General features: G+C 51.8%; 17 protein-coding genes. 3 read left to right on the plus strand and 14 right to left on the minus strand.

The genetic code is table 11. From position 1 onward, the window contains the following. Nucleotides 1-48: 48 nt before the first annotated feature. From AC0YN4_RS24980 to AC0YN4_RS25035, 12 genes are all read right to left on the minus strand, one after another. Nucleotides 49-387 (minus strand): hypothetical protein, encoded by a 339-nt coding sequence (locus AC0YN4_RS24980; RefSeq protein ID WP_090980272.1) that lies wholly within the window; start codon nt 385-387, stop codon nt 49-51. 238 nt (nt 388-625) lie between these two features. Then, nucleotides 626-1,105, minus strand: coding sequence for a transcription elongation factor GreA (gene greA / locus AC0YN4_RS24985; RefSeq protein ID WP_475783166.1), 480 nt, complete (start codon nt 1,103-1,105; stop codon nt 626-628). Between the two features lie 148 nt (nt 1,106-1,253). Further along, nucleotides 1,254-1,529 carry a hypothetical protein gene (locus AC0YN4_RS24990; protein ID WP_475783167.1) on the minus strand — a complete coding sequence of 92 codons (276 nt, stop codon included), beginning with the start codon at nt 1,527-1,529 and terminating at the stop codon, nt 1,254-1,256. A gap of 43 nt (nt 1,530-1,572) precedes the next feature. Next, complete coding sequence (locus AC0YN4_RS24995) at nt 1,573-2,424, minus strand: AraC family transcriptional regulator (RefSeq protein ID WP_475837059.1); 852 nt, start codon at nt 2,422-2,424, stop codon at nt 1,573-1,575. A gap of 128 nt (nt 2,425-2,552) precedes the next feature. After that, nucleotides 2,553-3,617, minus strand: coding sequence for a dual-specificity RNA methyltransferase RlmN (rlmN, locus tag AC0YN4_RS25000; protein ID WP_475783169.1), 1,065 nt, complete (start codon nt 3,615-3,617; stop codon nt 2,553-2,555). A 101-nt stretch (nt 3,618-3,718) separates the two neighbouring features. After that, nucleotides 3,719-5,362: a DUF4091 domain-containing protein gene (locus tag AC0YN4_RS25005; RefSeq protein WP_475837060.1), complete on the minus strand. Its 1,644-nt coding sequence runs from the start codon at nt 5,360-5,362 to the stop codon at nt 3,719-3,721. 22 nt (nt 5,363-5,384) lie between these two features. Then, nucleotides 5,385-5,987, minus strand: a complete 603-nt coding sequence (locus AC0YN4_RS25010) for a carbohydrate-binding family 9-like protein (protein ID WP_475837061.1) — start codon at nt 5,985-5,987, stop codon at nt 5,385-5,387. A gap of 183 nt (nt 5,988-6,170) precedes the next feature. Next, nucleotides 6,171-8,093 carry a diguanylate cyclase domain-containing protein gene (locus AC0YN4_RS25015; protein ID WP_475837062.1) on the minus strand — a complete coding sequence of 641 codons (1,923 nt, stop codon included), beginning with the start codon at nt 8,091-8,093 and terminating at the stop codon, nt 6,171-6,173. Nucleotides 8,094-8,422: 329 nt separating this feature from the next. After that, entirely contained in the window at nt 8,423-9,616 is a 1,194-nt protein-coding gene (locus tag AC0YN4_RS25020; RefSeq protein WP_090980665.1) for an MFS transporter, read from the minus strand. A 90-nt stretch (nt 9,617-9,706) separates the two neighbouring features. Beyond that, on the minus strand, nt 9,707-10,135 hold the full coding sequence (locus tag AC0YN4_RS25025; protein ID WP_475783173.1) for a MerR family transcriptional regulator: 429 nt from the start codon (nt 10,133-10,135) through the stop codon (nt 9,707-9,709). Nucleotides 10,136-10,440: 305 nt separating this feature from the next. Beyond that, nucleotides 10,441-10,824 carry a rhodanese-like domain-containing protein gene (locus tag AC0YN4_RS25030; protein WP_475837063.1) on the minus strand — a complete coding sequence of 128 codons (384 nt, stop codon included), beginning with the start codon at nt 10,822-10,824 and terminating at the stop codon, nt 10,441-10,443. A 16-nt stretch (nt 10,825-10,840) separates the two neighbouring features. Further along, on the minus strand, nt 10,841-11,158 hold the full coding sequence (locus tag AC0YN4_RS25035) for a rhodanese-like domain-containing protein (protein ID WP_475837064.1): 318 nt from the start codon (nt 11,156-11,158) through the stop codon (nt 10,841-10,843). A gap of 215 nt (nt 11,159-11,373) precedes the next feature. Here AC0YN4_RS25035 and AC0YN4_RS25040 point away from each other — a divergent pair, with 215 nt between their 5' ends. Next, nucleotides 11,374-12,936, plus strand: a complete 1,563-nt coding sequence (locus AC0YN4_RS25040) for a catalase (protein WP_475783176.1) — start codon at nt 11,374-11,376, stop codon at nt 12,934-12,936. A gap of 58 nt (nt 12,937-12,994) precedes the next feature. On the opposite strand, the gene AC0YN4_RS25045 is transcribed toward AC0YN4_RS25040, so the two are convergent. Both AC0YN4_RS25045 and AC0YN4_RS25050 read right to left on the minus strand, forming a co-directional pair. Beyond that, the gene (locus AC0YN4_RS25045) at nt 12,995-14,848 is read right to left on the minus strand and encodes an LTA synthase family protein (RefSeq protein WP_475837149.1); all 1,854 of its coding nucleotides are present in this window, start codon (nt 14,846-14,848) and stop codon (nt 12,995-12,997) included. A gap of 80 nt (nt 14,849-14,928) precedes the next feature. Then, a complete protein-coding gene (locus AC0YN4_RS25050) occupies nt 14,929-15,546 on the minus strand; it encodes an antibiotic biosynthesis monooxygenase family protein (RefSeq protein WP_475837065.1) in 618 nt (205 codons plus the stop codon). 329 nt (nt 15,547-15,875) lie between these two features. Between AC0YN4_RS25050 and AC0YN4_RS25055 the strand changes: the two genes are divergently transcribed. Both AC0YN4_RS25055 and AC0YN4_RS25060 read left to right on the plus strand, forming a co-directional pair. After that, nucleotides 15,876-16,280: a MarR family winged helix-turn-helix transcriptional regulator gene (locus tag AC0YN4_RS25055; protein WP_475837066.1), complete on the plus strand. Its 405-nt coding sequence runs from the start codon at nt 15,876-15,878 to the stop codon at nt 16,278-16,280. Between the two features lie 18 nt (nt 16,281-16,298). Next, a complete protein-coding gene (locus AC0YN4_RS25060) occupies nt 16,299-17,054 on the plus strand; it encodes a class I SAM-dependent methyltransferase (protein WP_475837067.1) in 756 nt (251 codons plus the stop codon). Nucleotides 17,055-17,396 lie beyond the last annotated feature (342 nt).

Genomic DNA, 17,396 nt, shown 5'->3' on the forward strand with positions numbered 1-17,396 from the left:
CTTCTTTTTAAAGTGTCCCTGTGCGGGTCATTGTTTGTTAGAAAGAAACTATTTTCTGGTGCGTTTTTTGGAGGATGTTTTTGTGCGTTTGCCGCGTTTCACGCTCGAAACCATGACATCTTTCTCGGAATACGTGTAGCAGTGTTGATATACAGGGCAGCAGTGATGCTGCTTTACAACTTCTACGGCGTGAACAACGTTTACAAGCTGCGGATGGAAGACGTTCTCGTATTGCGTAACCGGAGGATCATAGATGGTTTGTGTAGGGCAGTCTGGACAGAATTGGTCGTTTGCGCCTGCCACCATGTTAGGTCCCATATTCGGCCCCATGTTTGGACCCATGTTTGCACCGGCAACTTGGCCCATGTGTGGATAATTACGTTTCAAGGTATTATCTCCTTCCTTGTTTTGGAATACACCACATTGTATTCACAGACGAGCAAGGCGGCCTGTACGCTTGCCATGGAAGGCGATGGCCTTCCGCGATTGCGCGGTTTTCCGTTCGGGAGAGATGCCGGGGATCCTACAGCAAACACGAAAAAAGCCGCCGGCGATGCTGCAATTTCATTAAGATAAGTAACTTAATGACAATGCAGCATCGCCGGCGGCTTTACGAAATATAGAATTAGAGCGCTTTGACCTCAAGCAGCTCATACACGATAACGCCCATCGGTGCATTTACATTGATCCGGCTGCCAACCGTTTTGCCCAGCAGCTCTTTGCCAAGCGGGCTCTCGTAGGAAATTTTGTTGTCCTGTACATCCGCTTCCGCCGGAGCTACGATTTGATATTCAATCCGTTCGTTGAACTCCACATCGTTCAAGATGACGCTCGAGCCGATTTGAACCGAACCTGAATTATTCGGGTCAGTCTCCACGATGCGGGCCGTATTGAGCATTTTCTCTAAGATGATGACGCGTGTTTCTAAGAATGATTGATCATTCTTCGCGGAATGATATTCGCTGTTCTCTTTCAGGTCCCCGTAACTAATGGCAAGCTTAATCCGTTCGGCCAGCTCCTTGCGTTTCACGTACTTGAGGTCGTCAAGCTCCTCCTGCAATTTAGCAAAGCCCTCTTTAGTCAAAATCATTTCTTCGTTAGACATCGTTACAGCTCCCGTTCCATGGTATTCCTCTATTCTACCTGATTTAGGGCCGTATGTCGCCTCAGGTGCCCACCCCAATAATTGTTGACAAAAAAAAGGCTCCCTATAAGAGGGAAACCTTTACAAAAATTGTTAAGCTATTCTGTCATTAAAGATCGATCGCCACATGGGGTTTACTGTAATGACTCACTCCCCCGCCGCCTACCAAAACCTTGCCGCCACTAGGGAAAACAAGCAATTTGGAAGCGCCGGTACTCAGCAGCACGGTTACCTTCGCATCCTTTCGGGTGGCCGTATACACGACATATCCGCTTCCGGTTAGCGAGGTTCTCCAATACTTTCCAAACTCCGAGCGGACTACCCGGCTGGAATAGACCTGGTTCTCGCGTTTGACCACCTTGGCTTGACCTTTAGCTCTGGCCATCACTCGCATCCATCCTTCATCGCGTAGTTACTACTACGCTATCCTATTCAGATGATGGCGAGACGATTGGACATAGGGGTACATAGACATCAAGCTCTGAATCCGCTCGGCCTTCTTGGAAACGGGCATCGTAGTATTCAAAATCAAAGCCGCTGTCATCCAAGCTGCGCAGCGCCTCGCCGGAAGCCGGGAGCCACTCCCCATAAATATAATGGAATGTCTCACCGAGCAGTTCGGTTGAACCAACATGCGTGAAGACCGCATATCTTCCGCCGGGGATGGTGAACACCCGAGCCTCTCCCGGCATCGTTGCCGCCGGGTCTGCCACCTCGGTGCCGGCCAAATAAGCAAACTGCCTCTCCCGATCTCCGCTTGATTGCGGATTGTAAATTTCCAGACCGAAACAAATCCGTTCGTTTACCTTACCCGGAATACTCGCCCAGACGCGGCTGAGCGATTTCCAGGCCTGTGCAATGTTGCGATCCTTCGACGTATCCGTCGTGCATAACACGCCTGCGAGATGAATCATCTCGCGGTCAATCAACACCGGTTCTCTCATCGTACATGCTCTCCTTCGCAGGGATTGGGGAGGCTCCCCGAATCGTTTCATAAACGAGCGAATAAAGGATTCATGGCTCCCATATCCGATATCAAAGCCGATTCCCGTGCCCGACTGCTCCGAGCCCCGCAGCCTTCTCGCCGCATACGCCAAACGGCGCTCTCGAATATAGTGGGACAGCGTCTCTCCCGTGCAAGCAAAGAACAGCCTGTGAAAATGAAACGGAGAATACCCCGCAAGCTTAGCAAGCTCCTCCAACCGAAGCTCCTCCTGCAAATGCTCCTCCGCATATGCGGCGGCCCGCCATATTCCGGCATACCGCTCTTCCTCTTCCATTCGGATCACCTCCTTACCATTCATGTTAGGCCATCCCTGCCCCCGAGCACCTGACATTTCTTGCGAAGCTATATAAAAAAGGCGCATCGCCGAGTATGACACGGGATGCGCCTGCTTAATCTGGTTGCTTATACGGTAGCTTTGATTTGCTTACTGCGCAGTTGGCCGCAGGCGGCGTCGATATCCGTTCCGTGCTCGAGACGGACGCTAACGCTGACGGATTGCTTCTTCAATGTATCGTAGAAGATGCGGATCGATTCCTGCTCGCTGCGCTGATACTGACTGTGTTCGTCGACCGGATTGTACGGAATCAGGTTCACGTTCACAAGCTGGCGGCGATCGCCGATAAGCTCTGCAAGCTGCAGGGCATGCTCCGTCTGGTCATTAACATCCTTGAGCAAAATATATTCCAGCGTTACACGGCGCTTATTCTTGCTCAGGTAATAATCGATGGCCTTCATCAACGGCTCGATCGGAATAGCGCGATTGATCTTCATGATGCGCGTGCGCAGCTCATTGTTCGGCGCATGCAGCGAAACCGCCAGATTAACGCCGAGGTTGCGATCGGTGAACGCTACGATTTTGTCAGCTAAACCGCTTGTGGAAACGGTAATATGTCTAGCCCCGATGGCAAGACCCTTATGATCCTTGACGGTTTCGATGAAGTCGACCATGTTCTCGAAATTATCGAACGGCTCCCCGATCCCCATCACGACGATGTGGCTGACCAATTCGCCTTGCTGCGCGGCATCCAGATGCACTTGCACCTTCATAATCTGGCTGACGATTTCGCCCGCTGTCAGGTCGCGGCTCTTAGCAAGCAGGCCGCTTGCACAGAAGCTGCAGCCGATATTGCAGCCGACCTGCGTCGTTACGCAGACGGACAACCCGAATTTATGCCGCATGAGCACGGTCTCGATCAGATTGCCGTCATGCAGCTTGAGCAGGAACTTAATCGTGCCGTCCGCCGATTCTTGTTTCGTATGTTCGCCGAGCGTCTGAATGTCGAAGTGCTCTGCCAATAACGCCAGGCAAGCTCCATTCACATCCGTCATCGCCCCGAATGTCGTAACCCGTTTCCGGTACAGCCAATCCCATACTTGCCGCGCGCGCGACGGTTTATGTCCATGCTCCCCAAGCCAGTTTGTGAGCTGGTCGAATGTGAAGCCATATATGGATGGTTTATGTTGCATATCCGTTATCCTCTTTTCAACACCTTGTATTCGTCCCTATCTGACTAGTATTGTCCCAAAATTCCGAGGCGAACACAAGGGCGGATCACGAGTCTGCCATTCTAGCCTATGATTTCGGCAATTCGCTTGTTCACCGTTTCGCGTAGATCGAGCAGCCACTCACTCTCTGCAGGGTAGCTGCTGAACGTAATGTTGCCAATAAGTGCTTGCAGCTCATCCTTACCGCCCAAGTCTTCCAGCAGTGCAAAAGCTCTCATATCTTGCAGCGCCTCATAGAACACTTCCATGCGGATCGATTCGATCGGACCCTCTTCTCCCGGGTAGACAAGGAAGGCATCTCCCGATGGAAACGCATGGCCGGCATCCGTTGTTATATACGGGTTGATCGGCTTGATCGAATATTGGCTGTACCAGAAATTAAAGCCCCAATGCAGGAAGCCGGTGATCCCGAACTTGTGCATCTGCACGCCGAGGATCCGGTTTCGAGCTGATGGGAACGTGAAGAATCGGTTAGAGACTTCCTTGTATTGTCCGCAGCAATAGTACGTCCACAAGTCCGGAACGCCTGCTTCAAGGAAAGGCTCGATATGATTCGTCGCCGGTATTGGACGTGGAACAAGTCCGGATTCATAGAATTCATAATCGGACAAGGCATCGATTACCGGATACCCTTGCAGCATCGGTCTTAGCCAATCGCTTGCTTGGCGGTAATCCTCAAGCGCGCTCATGCTCGGCTCATCAGAGATGTGGAAGTAGACCTGGCTCTGCAATCCGCGGCCCTCCACCCACTTCAGCAGCTCCGGAATGAGCTGTCCCAGGAAGCTGCGATAGTCCTCGCCGGACGCCTCTGTTTCCCATCCAAAAACCCGTTTATATTCGCCGTTCTCATGGGCCATAATCTTAGGCGCATGCTTCGCGCCCCACTGGGTATACAGATGCGAGAACTCGAAGTAACGTACGCCGGCAGCCAGACACATGTCCGCCCAGCGGTCCAGCTTCTCGAAACCAAACTTATACAGGTTGCCTGCCTTCTGGACATCCACCAGCTGTACGGTAGGACGCTCTCCCCCGACAGCCGTATCGAGCGGCGGCGTGAACAGCGGCGTCAGCAGCAGATTAATGCCATGCTTGACGGCCGTGCCGATGAAAGCTTCCAGCAAGCGCCAGTGTTCTTCGCTGAACACCGGTACGTTGTACTGCGTCGCAATACAATCGGTATGGAACCACTCGGTGTGGATCAGCTTCTGCTCAGGCAGCTCGCTCGGAATGACGGTGAGCGCGAAGCTCTCTTGAGCAAGCTGCTCCCCTTCTGAGGTTTCGAAAGCAATCGCAATGTCGAATGTGCCGCCCTGCTCAGCGCGATCCACTTCTACAGTTACCCACACGGAGCTCCACACATTCGGGAGTGCCGTCACACCATTGGCGATCGGATACAGCGGATCGGGAAATAGTCCCGGCGTCGCTTGGAAGATCCGCGCATCATGATCGGCATACATAGGCATTTCCGATGGAACAAGTCCGACGGAACGGATGGTGATTGTACTATTTTGCAGCTGGGAAGTGACAGTTAGGTTGATGTTCTTGCGCATCTGCGCACTGCGATAGGCTACTTGAAAGGAATAAACTTCACCCCGGAGGGCGCTGCCCTTCTGATATGCAGGCTCTTGGAGCTCGCCGTCCTGGGCGAAAATTTTGACGAGTGAGCTGACGCACCGCGTCTCCAGCTGGTTATGGTTTACGTTCATCGATACTTCCTCCTTGGAATAATTAGATGAGTACTAGCGTGCCAAATCGCTGCGGCTTATGAAAGTTGACCAGTCCCGTCGGCTGCCAAGCTTGATATTCCCGGATGCCATCCTGCCGTTCGTCGATCCGATAGAAGTTAACCCGCCAGCGGAGTCCGGCTTCCAGCGGCTTGTTGAACGTGCTCGCCGGAATACGGATGTCGTACATCCATTGTCCCGGTTGAACCTCGCTCACTTCGGTATGAAGCCCCTCAATGTCCCATTCCGTATCGATCCCAACCGAACCGCTGCCATCATTGGTAATCCGCGCATCGAATACGACGTTGCGTGGGCTAACCTCCAGCTCTATGTATTGGGTGCCGCTGCCATCCTCATCGATAAACACCTCTACCACGTCCTGATTATACAGCGGCTCATCGCGCTCGCTGTAGTCCGAAACAATGTGCTCATCCTCGCAGTGGAACTGAATCAGCAGCGCGTCTGCCGTCCATCCGCAGCGAACCTTCGTCCATTCCGTCGGCACGTCCCCGCTTACCGTATCGCGCAATAAGATCCATTCGCTATCCATACCGTTAATCACACCGATTCGCTTACATGCGTAGACTTGCTGATCATTCGTGTCCATCCTGCGGCCCACCTCAGCTCCCCTGTAATCTTCCATACCTCCATCATCATCATAGCTAATCCCAATGCCGATTGATTTAGCATAAAGGGATAAAATTTAGACGATTCCGAGATCACGGGCATGCCGGCAGATAAGGATATAAGCAAAAAACTCCCAGAGGGAGTTTGGGGTTTTCTCACTTGCTTAGCTAGAGCCGACTTCGGGATGCTGCTTCCTGCTGCTTGTAGCGGAAGAGGTGTAGAAGCAGAATGTGCCTCTGCCGTTTGTTTTGGCCTCATACATGGCTTGATCCGCGTATTGGAGCAGCTTGGTCCCATCCATGGCGTCATCCGGATAGATCGCGATCCCGATGCTGGCCGAAATTTGAATTCTTTTGCCGTCTACAATATCAAGCTGCCGAATGGCACCGATGAGATCAAGGGCCAGCTCCTCCGGCCGGATGTCGCCCACTGCTTCATCCACAAGTACGACGAACTCGTCGCCTGCCCATCTGGCGCAGGTGCCGTAGCCGCCCATACCTTTCTTCAGGAGGGCGCCAACCTCCTGCAGCAATCGGTCGCCCATTTCGTGGCCGAGTGTATCGTTAACTCGCTTGAAGCCATCCAAATCCATGAAGAAGACGGCAAAAGAAGTCCCTGCCTCTGCCGCTCTTCGCATCGCAATGCGAAGCCGCTCATTAATGTATCTGCGATTCGGCAGTCCGGTCAAATCGTCGTAGTGCGCTTTGCGCTCTTCATCGGTTCGATCGCCGAACGTGAAGAGATGACCATGCAGCAGACCGCCATCCTTGCTGATGATCGGGCTGACGTAGCATTCATAATGGCGCAGCTCGCCGCCTTCTTTATGGAAGGCAACACGCTCCCGGAACGGCTGCAGCCGCTGCTCAAAATATTGCTTGATCTGATCGCCAAGGCTGCCATAATCGGCCCGCATCTCTTTGCAATAGATCGCGAGCGACTGTCCGACGGATAGCTCTCGTCCGAACATCGTTTTGAATCTGCGATTGACGAAGACGACACGTCCATCGCTGTCGCACATCGCAATCGATTCGTAGCTGGATTCCAGCATCCGTTCGATGATTTTGTTCTGCTCGGCGATTTTCTGCTCACCTAGGCGGCTCTTCGCGAAGAGGGTTTTGTAGCGGCTCTCGCTGTCCGTTACTTGGGTGTAAAGCTCTGTCATTTTGTAATACATTTTCGTGAACTCGTAGATCATGCCTGCCAATACGATATTGGCGCAGATGAAGGTGTCCAGCTTCGAGACGTACCAGCCTACGCTGAATCGATTGCCGCCGCTCATATTGATGCCCACATCCAGCACGGTTGCAAGAAGCGCGACGCACAGCCAAGAGGAGGTTACGGTGCTCCCTTTGGTCATGTAATAATAGAGGGCTAGTGCAAGCAAGCTGATTACCAGCGTAGAGAGGCCGAATCCATACATGGCGAGCGGCGTGATGCGACCATGGTCCATTAGGATGGGAAGCTTGTCGTGCAGGGCCAGCGACACATACCCGATCCCTGCCACCACTACAAGCACCGCTGCTCCTGTTAGAATGGTCATGAGCCGCGCGGTTTCATCGCGAAGGCGCACTTGCTTATACTTGACCTCGGTGACGATATGAAGCAGGATCGCGATGGGGAATCCCAGATGCCAGAGGGAATAGATATATTCGGCTGACTGATTGCCCCCAATGAGGAACCTCGGCTCTGGGCCAAGTTCCATGCCCGGCCCCGGACCTTGCATGATGGGACCCGGACCGAATCCATTGGGCGGTATGATCCCCGGAAATGAGAACAAATATAGAATCGTCATGCAAGCCGAGTAGAAGTAGCCTCCTGCCAAGATGAGAATGGACGGGGAACGGCTGACTTTGAACTGGCTGTACAGAACGAACACCGTGACGAGCTCGAAGCAGATAACCGCCGAGCATAGTGCGGACAAGAACGCGTTATTATTGGGCACCATTATATGCGCAAACGGTATGGAAGCAAGCGAGGCAAGCGCTATAATCGCACCAACGATAAAAGCAAATCTGCGCTGTGAAGGGTTCGATTCTAACGTAAATAACGTATAGGCGAGCGTGCCTGACGATGCTGTTTTCTTCATGTCGACCTCCACATTCAATCTGTGGTGACATCATTCGACATCCTATCCAGAAAACCCTCTTTATGGCAGCTTGAGGCAAGGAGAGCGCATGAAGAAGGAGGAGAATTTGAGGGAAAACGGTGGGATGGGGCGAAATCCGGCGATTCCTCTCCTTGTACGGTAACTGGTACCTCTTTCGGGGCGTAGAACCATACATTATCTGTGAACATCAATAAAAAACCCCGGCACCGACTCATCGGAGTCGATAACGGGGTTTGCTCCTCGCACATTAATATAACACTAACGTTAACGTTATATTTTGGATCAAAAAAAAGGACCTATCATCAGCATTAATGAGCTTCTGCCTCATCCACATGCTTCAAGTGTTTGCGGTTCAGCCAGATGACGATAACCGCTAGTACGACGAAGCCGCCTCCGATGTAGAAAGGCGCGTGGAAATCAAACCATTCCGCGAATTTAACCGCATAGTAAGGTGCAAGCGCACCGCCGATGAAACGCAGGAAGCTATATGCAGCTGATGCCGTCGGACGTTCGACCGGAGCAGCGTTCATCACCGCGGTTGTAATGAGCGTATTATTATTGCCTAGGAACGCACCGGCCAAGATCACCATGGCGATAATGACTGACTTCTCGGTTGTCCAATAACCCATGACGAACAACGTTACCGCGAAGAGAAGGAGCTGCACGCACATGGATTTGACTGTACCATAGCGCTTCTGCAATTTCGGAGCCGTAACTACAGATGTAAATGCGAGCAGCAGTCCCCATCCGAGGAACACATAACCAAGGCCATGCACATCAACATGATGCAGGTGGCCAAGCACAAGCGCTGCGTAGACAAGCAAGGTGAAGAATCCGAAATTATAAAGGGCAGCCGAGATCCCAAAGATCAGCAGCGCGCGATGTTTGAGTGCACGGAAAGGATCCAGCAAGGAAACTTTCTTCTTAATCGGTGTCACTGCGGCAGGAGACTTAGCGGCCTTCGGCATCATGAACAAGATAAGACAGAACGCCAGTACCATTAACCCGGCAACGCCGTAGAAAGGACTCCTCCACGAAATAGCCCCAAGCTCTCCGCCAAGCAGCGGGCCTACCGAGATACCAAGTCCGACTGCTACTTCGAACAAGATGATCGATTTGCCGACGCCGACGCGGGATAACGAAACGATGGCGGACAAAGCGGTTGCGACGAAGAAAGCATTACCCAGTCCCCATCCGGCGCGCAGCCAAACGATTTCCATGACATCGCCGGCACTACCCGCGAGCGCGGAAAACACGGCAATGAGGACGATGCCGGCAAGCAGCATTCGCTTAATGCCCAGACGCGAGGAGATAACGCCCGTAATCAGCATGGCAACGGCCATGACCGCGTTATAGCTCGTAAACAGCAAGGTCAACTGACTGTCTGAGGCATGCAGCTGATCCTTCATCATCGGCAGAATGGGATCGACAAGTCCCAGTCCCATAAACGCAATGATACTTGCAAAAGCGATCGCCCACACGGCAATCGGCTGATTAAACATAGAGTTACTCTTCTGGGCACCCGGCTGCAAAGGGGCTTGCGGCGCGGCTTTATGTGCTGTATTAGGTGTTGACACTTGTACTCCTTCTTTCTACGTAGTGGTTTGATCCAGCGCGTCGGTTACGCGCTTCTTAATTTTAACTAATTCCTCGCGAAACTCCTTAATCTTCTCAAGCTTATGATCAATCATCTGCATCTGTTTATCGATCGTATGCCCTACCTCCATCAGCTGCTTCCGCTTCTGCTCCGCTTCCTCCGTTTGCCTGTAAGCATCGCGGTGCTGCATAAGCTGCTCACGAATCGCGACGAAATCGATAATTTCCTGCAGCGAGAAACCAAGCACATCTCTTGCGTTAATGATCTGCTTGAGCCGCTCGATATGCATACGCGTATATAACCGCGTTCCACCGTCGGTCCGCTCCGGCGAAGGCAGTAACCCAATCTCCTCGTAATACCGGATCGTACGTTTCGTCAAACCGCTCTCTTTGGCGACATCATCGATCTTGTAACGTTCTTCCATTGTGTTCCTCCTCCCGATCTTCGAATTAGAATGTTTCATTTGATTTCATCTTACTCTTTTTATAACGTTAACGTCAACGTTATATTTTAATTGTGATTTGCTCGAGTGTTTGCGGTGAGAAACCTCATTTTCATACAATTGCGATTAATCACTAGGAACGTGAAGAGTGAATTCCATCCATATAGCCCACCAAGAGGTCTACATCGAAGCCAACAAAGTGAATTCCGTTCATGAATTCCACCCAGATACAAAAAAACCCGCTCGCAGCCTCATCCATCCACTGCAAACAAGCTTATATTGCTTTCCTATTGCACAAGTTTCCCGCTCCACGCTCCAAGACCGCCCTGTAAATGGGCGATCTGCGAATACCCGCCGCGCATCAGCTGCCTTGCTGCCGTCTTGCTGCGCATGCCGCTTCGGCAATACAGCAGAAGCTTCTTATCCTCCGGCAGCTCGCTGAGTCGCGACCCGAGCTGGGATAATGGAATGTTCCTCGCTCCCGGGATGTAGCCGCTCTTATACTCTCCTGCTTCCCTTACATCAATCAGCAGCATATCCGTCGATTCCGTCTCAAGCTCCCGGCGGAAATCCGTTGCCTGCAGCGTGCGGAGTCCTTTTACTTTGCCGAATCTCGAATACGCGAACCATACTACAACAACAACGAATAATATGTTAATTGCAATGTCCATTATCGCTAGCCCCCCACTATTCTCCCGTTATCTCGCCCGTCCAGCCCAATAAACCGCCTGTCATGTTCACAACCGAGAATCCTCTCTCGCCCAGCAGCTCGCAGGCTAACCCGCTTCTTCCGCCGCCTCTGCACATCACGATGACCTCTCGCGCAGCGTCCAGTTCATCCAATCGTTCAATCAGCTGGCCAAGCGGAATGTGGACGGCGCCTGCCAGATGACCGGCCTCCCACTCGGCAGGCTCGCGGACATCCAGCATATAGAGACCTTCGCCAAGTCCGAGACGTTCTTCTACCTCCTGCGGTGTCATTTCTTTCGCCACTTGAAATCCCATTGGAACGAAATCCTCCCTTATGCCCTTATGACTATAATCATATACCCATATGGGTATGTATTGTAGACGACTGCACCTTCACTGTCAACGCGAAACAAGCCATGAACAGCCTCCAAAATTAGCAAGTTCACCTGTACGAGAATCTGAATCAGGAACCATCCGCTGGGCAACAATACCATTGAAGTTCACATCTACCTGCGAGAGGAGCTTGGCACTTGGACAAGGATTCAGATCAAACGCTCACGACCCGGCAGGGCCACCCTGTTACGGATAATCAAAATATACGTACGGTTGGCAGCCGTGGACCGAGCACGCTGGAGAATTACCATTTTATCGAGAAAATCACTCACTTTGACCGGGAACGTATCCCAGAGCGGGTCGTTCATGCTCGCGGCGCCGGCGCTCATGGCATCTTCGAGGCTTACGGCAAAGCCGGGAATGAATCGGTCTCGAAGTATACTCGCGCTAAGCTGCTGCAAGAGGCCGGCAAGCAGACACCGGTATTCGTTCGATTCTCCACCGTCATTCATGGCAACCATTCACCGGAGACGCTTCGTGACCCTCGCGGCTTCGCGGTCAAGTTCTACACCGAGGACGGCAATTGGGACATGGTCGGCAACAACCTGAAGATCTTCTTCATCCGTGATCCGCTGAAATTCCCGGATATGGTGCATGCGTTCAAACCAGACCCGCTCACGAACGTGCAGGATATGCAGCGGTTCTTCGACTTCGTATCCCTCACGCCGGAAGCGACGCATATGATTACGTTCCTATTCTCCCCTTGGGGCATACCCGCCAACTATCGGCAAATGCAGGGCTCGGGTGTCAATACATACAAATGGGTCAATCAAGACGGCGAAGCCATGCTCGTGAAATATCACTGGGAGCCCATTAAACAAGGGATCAAGAACCTGCTGCAGCGCGAGGCCAACGAGATACAGGGCATGAATTTCAACCATGCCACTCTCGACTTGTACCAAGCGATTGAGGCTGGGAACTATCCGGAATGGGAGCTCTGTGTGCAGCTGATGACGGATGACGAGCATCCGGAGCTGGATTTTGACCCGCTTGATCCGACTAAGCTGTGGCCGCCTGAGCAGTTCCCTTTCCTACCTATCGGCAAAATGACACTGAACCGCAACCCCGAGGACTATTTCACCGAAGTGGAGCAAGTGGCATTCGGTACCGGGGTGCTTGTGGACGGTCTAGACTTCTCCGACGACAAGCTGCTGCAAGGCCGAACGTTCTCCTACTCCGATACGCAGCGTCACCGGGTGGGAACCAACTACTTGCAGCTGCCTGTCAATGCACCTCAGACGCATGTGGCGACCAATCAGAGCGGCGGACAAATGCAATATCGTCCCGACCGCTCAGCCGGGCAAAATCCGCATGTGAACTACGAGCCATCCTCCATGGGCGGATTGCAGGAGGCGGCACGCAGCGGCAAAGACCATGAGCCGCATTACGAGGCGAAGCTGATGCGGCAGAAGATCGAGCGGACAAACGACTTCAAGCAAGCCGGCGACACGTTCCGCGCCTTCGAGAGCTGGGAGCAGGACGAGCTGATCGACAATCTGGTCGGCGCGCTGTCCGTGTGTAAGGAGGATATTCGCTCGCGAATGGTCGGATATTTCGCGGAGGCCGACGCCGGCTACGGGCAACGCGTCGCCGAAGGGCTGAAGCAATCCGATGGCCGCAACATCGCAAGCGGTCAATCGCGGCCGGAGAAGGCCGTTGATCAGGCGAAGCAAGCGGGGCACGAAGTGGACCCTTATTAAACAAATCGATAAAAAGCCGCAAGCGTGATGCTTGCGGCTTCTTTCTTGTATAAGTGCATTATTCTTCTTTGTCCGGCAGTTGACTCACATAACTGTCCGATAAGTTCAACAGCTTCAGCGTACGATTGTATTGATCCTCTGTAGCCCCTTCGCCATGCTCGGTCTCGCTGTTATCGCGGAGCGAGTAGTTCGTGCCATCCGTATAATCTATGCCCGGCAGGAACATATCGTCATCCGTAATGACGGAGCCCGACGGCAAGAAATGACGCATCGGCAGCATGTTGGAGCTCTGGTTCAACAAATCTTGGCCAAAATAAATCTGATCGGTTAATGATACACCCAGTAAGTTCGCGGCCGTTGGCAGAATATCGATCTGACCGCCGGTTTGTTCCCTCACGGAAGGAGTCGTCACGCCGGGAGCATGAAGAATAAGCGGGATACGGAACATGTCGGTATACCCGTATTCATGGCCAATCATGCCGGCCACCAAGCTCTTCTCGTCGCGATCAAGCGAGTATAAGGACAACCCTTGATGGTCACCGTAGAACAGAATGACACTGTCATCCCATATCCCCCGCTGTTTCAAATCGTCAATGAACTGTCCAAGCGCGTAATCGGCATAGTTCTGGGCATGAATATAGTTACCGACGATGGTATCGTCGAATGCTTCCGGCAGCTTCATTTTGTACTTGGACTCCGGAAGATTAAACGGATGGTGGGCGCTCATCGAAATGACTTGCGCATAGAAAGGCTGTTCGCCTTCATCCAGCTTCACCAATTCATCAATCGTCTTCTTATAAAGCACTTCATCCGACGAACCGAAGGCAATATGATCCTCGTCACCGTAGAAGGATTTGTCATAATAACGATCCCAACCGATTGCTTTGTACAGCTCTGTCCGGTTCCAGAACGAGACATCGTTCGTATGGAACGTCGCCGTCGTGTAGCCATTGGCATGCAGCAGCTTCGGCAAGCTTGGCAGCGCCTTATCCACGTTATGATCGGTTGCAGCTTCATGCTGAGGCACATAGAGAGACGTATTGACCACATATTCTGCATCCGAAGTGGTTCCTTGACCTACCATCGTGTAGAAATGATTAAAGTGCATGTTCTCCTGCGCCAGCTTATTCATGTTCGGCGTTACTTCTTGACCGTCAATCTTGAGGCCAATCAGGAAATCCTGGAAGGACTCCATCTGCACGATAATCAGGTTCTTTCCTTTGTTAGCGCCAAAATATTGCGGCTGTGGCTGCGGCTGCACCGTGCCTTTCAGCTCATCGATCGCGCTCTGCGTAATGTCAGCCATCGGCACGGCCTCGTCATCTTTGCGGCTATCAGCGAAGATCGTGTAGATCTCGTAGTTTAGCAGTCCCATCTCTTCAGCCTGCTTATTCTCGTTCATACTGGCACGGTTCGGCCAAATGTTCAGCAAACAGAGCAGCGAAGACACGATGAACATGATGGTTATGCCTGTTTTCCTCACAGGTCTCATGCTGACGCGCTGCTGAATATGTTTATGCTTCGGTCTCCATAAGATAAAGGCCAACACGGCGATATCGAGGAAGATAAACAAGTAGTACGGATCAAGCAGCGAGTACGTACTCTCTCCAACCTGCGCGACTTTACCAGCCTGGGCAAGCGCGTGATACGTAACAATAATGCCATAATATTTGTAGTACATGAGTACAGTAAAATAGAGCAGCGTTAGCAGTAAATTGACGATCATATAGTAAAGCATCTTCCGTTTGCCCGCCAACCATTCGATTAGACAGAATACCACCCAGAAGAACGGAATTTCCGTTACGAGCGTCATCCAGGACGGCCCTTCGTCAAACACGACCGACCAGGCCAGAATACCCTTCACCAAGAGTATGATTGTAAAATAAAAAAATCTGCGATTAAGCAGTCTCATCAATGGAGACACCTTCAACAACTCCTTCCCCGGCAGCAAGCCCTTGCTCTTGCACCGGACGTTCCTTGTAGTTATACCTGCTAGTTGAGCAAATTGTGTTCCGCCGATCCAACCACATGTGCGAGTTCAAACAGATGCAAACTAGGCGGCTTAGGAAGTATGCCGCAAACCGTCGCCATCATGCCCGGCGCCAGCCCCCGGCCAAAGGCGCGAAGCACCTCTTGCTTGCGGAACATCGCTTGAAAATGTTTCCGGCTCTCGAATTGGCCGACATGAATAGCCTGTCGATTATCGCGGCTGACCAATAAATTCGTCGAGATATATCCAGGCTGCTTGCGTACATACGGCATCGTGCGCTCGAAATTCCGAATCATGACTTCGCGTTTGCCCGGCGCAAGCTGCACGATATTTAAGAAGTACAAACTTGCCATCCCTTGTCCTTGCTCTGTCTTGGAGGAGGGCTGCGATGCGATATGATCGCTGTACTCTACCGTATAACGATTCGGACCCGAGGCTTCCCCCGCCTGTGCATCGACAAGCGCAAGTGAAACGACATGTTTCCCCCGTGTACCTCGCAGAACACCGCCGCTCTGTACGGCACCGTCTTGCCATACCCGTTCCATTGCCGATATGGCATGGTTCACTTGTTTCAGCTGCTTGTGCCGGCCTGCAACTTGAAACACCTTAAGTCGAACCAATGCGCCAACTGGCGATGGTGAATGTCCTATATGGTTTAACGCAACAAACTCCGACTGAGTTTCATTTTCCATCATTGCAGCGTTCCTTTCACTTAATTGCATGTGAAATTTATTACGTACTGTAGTATAGTTGTATCATGCAACTATGTCTAATCGTAATTATACAAGGTATTCAATAGCTGTCAATCGGTCTATCTCTTCCACTTGCACGGCTTATATTGAAAGCGATATGCTGGAATAACATGATTCACAACCTAGAGAAACGGTGATCCAACATGAACATAGATCCAGACCATTTGCATCGAATCGAGCACGAAATGGCAATATTCATGCGTCGAGCCGAAGCTGCCCGTATCGCTTATTTTAACAATACCGGGCTTGATCGCTCTACTTATTTATTGCTGAGACGGCTGATTGACCATGGACCCCTTGGTATTAAGGCCCTTGCCGACACCTTTCAATTAGATATTTCGACAGCCAGCCGGCAGACCGCTTCGCTTGAAGCAAAGGGGTATGTGGAGCGAACGGCGGATCCGAAGGACGCCAGGGTCAGCTTACTCCAAGCCACTTCCTCAGGCAGCGAGATGCTGCTCAAAGTGAGGCAGCTGCGCCAAACCTTTTTTACGGATGTGCTGAAAGATTGGACAGAGGAAGAATCCGCCTTGTTCGGTGAACTGCTTGAACGGTTTAATCGGACGGTGGAGAATCACTTGAACGATAGCAAATGCATGTAAGAAGAGAGGGATTCGTCTATGAAGGATAATACGAAACGTTTCTCAGATCGCGTGGAGCAATACGTGAAGTATCGACCAAGCTATCCGGCTGCTGCTTTGGACTTCATTTATAAGGAGGGCTCTCTAGTACCGTCCTCTGCTATTGCTGATATTGGGTCAGGTACAGGGATTTTCACCCGGCTGCTGCTTGAGCGTGGCAGCAATGTCGTGGCCGTGGAGCCCAATACCGAAATGCGGCTTGCGGCAGAGGATCAGCTTGGCGGCTATGATCGGTATCGATCCGTCGACGGTTCGGCGGAAGCGACCACGCTGGGCGATGACTCGGTGGATTGTATCGTATCGGCGCAAGCCTTTCATTGGTTCGAGCCGGCATCGACCCGATTGGAGTTCCGCCGCATTCTGCGCGCTGACGGCCATGTCGCACTGATTTGGAACACCCGCCTGATCGATGATCCTTTTGGAGCTGACTATGATCAACTTCTCTTACACTACGCACCGGATTATAAAGATGTGAACCATAGGCGTCTTCATCACGAGGACTTTGCCTCCTTCTTCCGGGATGGAAGCTATAAGAAAGCGGAGTTTGCGAACAAGCAGCTGTTTGATCTGGAGAGTCTTAAAGGCCGGACCCTCTCTTCCTCGTATGTCCCGCTTCCGGGATCGCCTAGCTACGAGCCTTATATGGAAGCGCTTGAGGTATTGTTTGCCAAACATCAGCAAGACGGCGCAGTCAGCTTCCATTATACAACGGAGATTTATTTCGGCATGGTATAACGGTTCGGGTGTTGTACCTCCGCAACCCCGCGATGAGCGCATGCTTGGTGGTATTCACATGCTTGGTCGCATTCGCATGCGAACGCTAACGGTTGTGACAGTGGCTATTTGGCATAAATTTACCCATTTTATTTTCTAACGGTTGCCAGCGGGCTTATTTGAACATTTTCCGCTAGAAAACGACCATTTTGCTGCAAATAACCTCTCTCACAACCGCTAGAGTTTTAAAGTGGCTTATTTGCATGAAATAGCCATTCTGACAACCGTTACACGTTTATTCTTTTTTGATAGACAACAAAGTCGCTGCCCGAGTCTTTCTCGGGCAGCTTGGGAGCCACTGCT

It is taken from the genome of Paenibacillus sp. J22R3, from assembly GCF_056269305.1.